The organism is Streptomyces sp. WAC05292 (assembly GCF_003949955.1).
Taxonomy (GTDB): domain Bacteria; phylum Actinomycetota; class Actinomycetes; order Streptomycetales; family Streptomycetaceae; genus Streptomyces; species Streptomyces globosus.
This window is the reverse complement of the sequence record NZ_RPSE01000601.1, coordinates 1-2,571: the sequence shown is the minus strand read 5'-3', so window position 1 is coordinate 2,571 and position 2,571 is coordinate 1. Positions and strand designations below refer to the sequence as shown.

At 73.4% G+C, this 2,571-nt stretch carries 2 protein-coding genes; both read right to left on the bottom strand.

Annotated elements, in window-relative coordinates:
* Positions 1-163 precede the first annotated feature (163 nt).
* On the bottom strand, positions 164-1,579 hold the full coding sequence (locus EF903_RS31460) for an aspartate ammonia-lyase (RefSeq protein ID WP_125548385.1): 1,416 nt from the start codon (positions 1,577-1,579) through the stop codon (positions 164-166).
* Positions 1,580-1,739: 160 nt separating this feature from the next.
* Positions 1,740-2,507 (bottom strand): glycerophosphodiester phosphodiesterase family protein, encoded by a 768-nt coding sequence (locus EF903_RS31455; RefSeq protein WP_125548384.1) that lies wholly within the window; start codon positions 2,505-2,507, stop codon positions 1,740-1,742.
* Positions 2,508-2,571: the final 64 nt, after the last annotated feature.

The window sequence follows — 2,571 nt, the reverse complement described above, 5'->3', positions numbered from 1 at the left end:
CCCCCGACCCCCTCCGTGACCTGCACCGCAGCGGCCTGCGGTACCTGTCATGCGCAGATACTAGGGCTGGGGCGGTTGCGGCCGCTGCGGTGCAGGTCACGGAGGGGGTCGGGGGCGGGAAACGACCGGATCCGGCCCCTGGGGCGCCGCCGGCGCGGCGGCGTCAGGGCCGGGTCATGCGCAGGACGTCGAGCGCCTCGTCGAGCTGCTCCGGGGTCAGGTCGCCGCGGTCGACGTAGCCGGACTCCAGGACCACCTCCCTGATCGTCTTCCGCTCCGCGAGCGCCCGCTTGGCGACCCGGGCGGCCTCCTCGTAGCCGATGTGGCGGTTGAGCGGGGTGACCACGGAGGGGGAGGACTCGGCGTACTCCCTGGCCCGTGCCGCGTTGGCGGTGATTCCGTCCACGGTGCGGTCGGCGAGCAGGCGGCTGCCGGAGCCGAGGAGCCGGATCGACTCCAGCAGGTTCCGGGCCATCACCGGGAGCATCACGTTGAGCTCGAAGTTGCCCGCCGCACCGGCGACGGCGACCGCGGTGTCGTTCCCCGTCACCTGCGCCGCGATCATCAGAACGGCCTCCGGGACCACCGGATTGACCTTCCCCGGCATGATGGAGGAGCCCGGTTGCAGGTCCGGGAGATTGATTTCGGCCAATCCCGTGCGCGGGCCGGAGGCCATCCAGCGCAGGTCGTTGCAGATCTTGGTCAGGGAGACCGCGATCGTGCGGAGCACGCCGGAGGTCTCCACCAGCGCGTCCCGCGCGCCCTGGGCCTCGAAGTGGTTGCGGGCCTCCGTCAGCGCCAGCCCGGTCGCCGCGGCGACCTCGGCGATCACGGCCTGCGAGAAGCCGGCCGGGGTGTTGATCCCGGTGCCCACCGCGGTTCCGCCGAGCGGCAGTTCGGCCAGCCGGGGCAGCGCCGACTCCAGCCGCTCGATGCCGAGGCGCACCTGGGCGGCGTACCCGCCGAACTCCTGGCCCAGGGTGACCGGGGTGGCGTCCATCAGGTGCGTGCGGCCCGCCTTGACGACCTCGGCGAACTCGGCCGCCTTGCGCTCCAGCGCCAGTTCGAGGTGGCGCAGCGCCGGGATCAGCTCGCGGGTGACGGCGGCCGTCGCCGCGATGTGGATGGACGAGGGGAACACGTCGTTCGAGCTCTGCGAGGCGTTGACGTGGTCGTTGGGGTGCACGTCCCGGCCGAGGCGCTCGGTCGCCAGGGTGGCGATGACCTCGTTGGCGTTCATGTTGGACGAGGTCCCCGAGCCGGTCTGGAAGACGTCCACCGGGAAGTGGTCGTCCCAGCGGCCCTCTGCGACCTCGGCGGCGGCCGCGGTGATCGCCTCGGCGACGTCCTCCGCGATGACGCCGAGCTCGGCGTTGACCTTGGCGGCGGCCGCCTTGATGCGGGCGAGTGCCTCGATGTGGGCGCGCTCCAGGCGCTGGCCGGAGAGGGGGAAGTTCTCCACCGCGCGCTGGGTCTGGGCCCGCCACTTGGCGTGTGCGGGGACCCGGACCTCGCCCATGGAGTCGTGCTCGATGCGGTGGCCGGCGGTCTCGGCGCCCTGGTGGTGTCGGTTCGTCATGGTCGTAGCCTCCTCGGCCAACTGAGCAATCGTCGTGTCCGACGTGTTCCCTTCTCCCCCGCCGTCCGGCGGATACCGGCGGTGGTGCAGCCCACCCGGGAGGCGTACATGACACGTGGGCGCAGCGCTCCACGCAGGGCGAAGGGGACCGGCGGGCGGCTCACCGCCGGTCGAGGTACTCCCGTACCTCCCGCGGCCGGTTAGTGATCAGCGTGTCCACGCCGAGGCGCAGGCACAGCTCGACGTCCTCGACCTCGTCCACCGTCCACACCCGCACCCGGAGCCCCTTGGCCTTCAGCCGCCCCACCAGCCCCGGGTCCTTGCGGACGAGGTCGATGCCCGGCCCGGCGTGGCCCGCGAACGGCGGCCGCGGCGGGCGCACCGCCCGCTCGATCAGGTACACCGCGGGCAGCCCCGGCGCCAGCCGGTGCAGCCGCATCAGCGCGGTACGGGAGAAGCTCATCACCTCCACCAGCCCCTCCGCCCCGTCGGCCAGCCCGTGGTCCTTCAGGACGCGCACCAGCTCGGCCTCCAGCCGGCCCCCGGCCCGCGTCGGGTGCTTGGTCTCCACGGCGAGCCCGACGGGCCGGCCCGCGGCCAGGGCCTCCTTCAGCAGGTCCTCGAAGAGCAGCACCTGCGCGCCCCGGTGCCCGGCGCCCTTCCAGGCGCCGAAGTCGAGCGCGGCGAGCTGCTCGTACGTCATGGCGGAGACGACCCCCCGCCCGTCGGAGGTGCGGTCGACGCGCCGGTCGTGCACGCACACCAGCCGCCCGTCGGCACTGAGCCGCACGTCGCACTCCAACGCGTCCGCCCCGTCGGCGATGGCCTGCCGGTAGGCGGCGAGCGTGTGCTCGGGATGCTCGTGCGAAGCCCCGCGATGGGCGACGACCCGCACACCGCGGGCCTCGGAAAACGCCTGGTACGTCATGCGCCCCACGCTATAGCCCCACTCCCTCGAACCCCCGGCAGGGCGCCGTCGGCACGCGCCGGAC

Bases quoted from the DNA above. Each gene is read 5' to 3' on its own strand.
- EF903_RS31460 (WP_125548385.1), bottom strand. From the start codon at position 1,579: ATGACGAACCGACACCACCAGGGCGCCGAGACCGCCGGCCACCGCATC.
- EF903_RS31455 (WP_125548384.1), bottom strand. From the start codon at position 2,507: ATGACGTACCAGGCGTTTTCCGAGGCCCGCGGTGTGCGGGTCGTCGCC.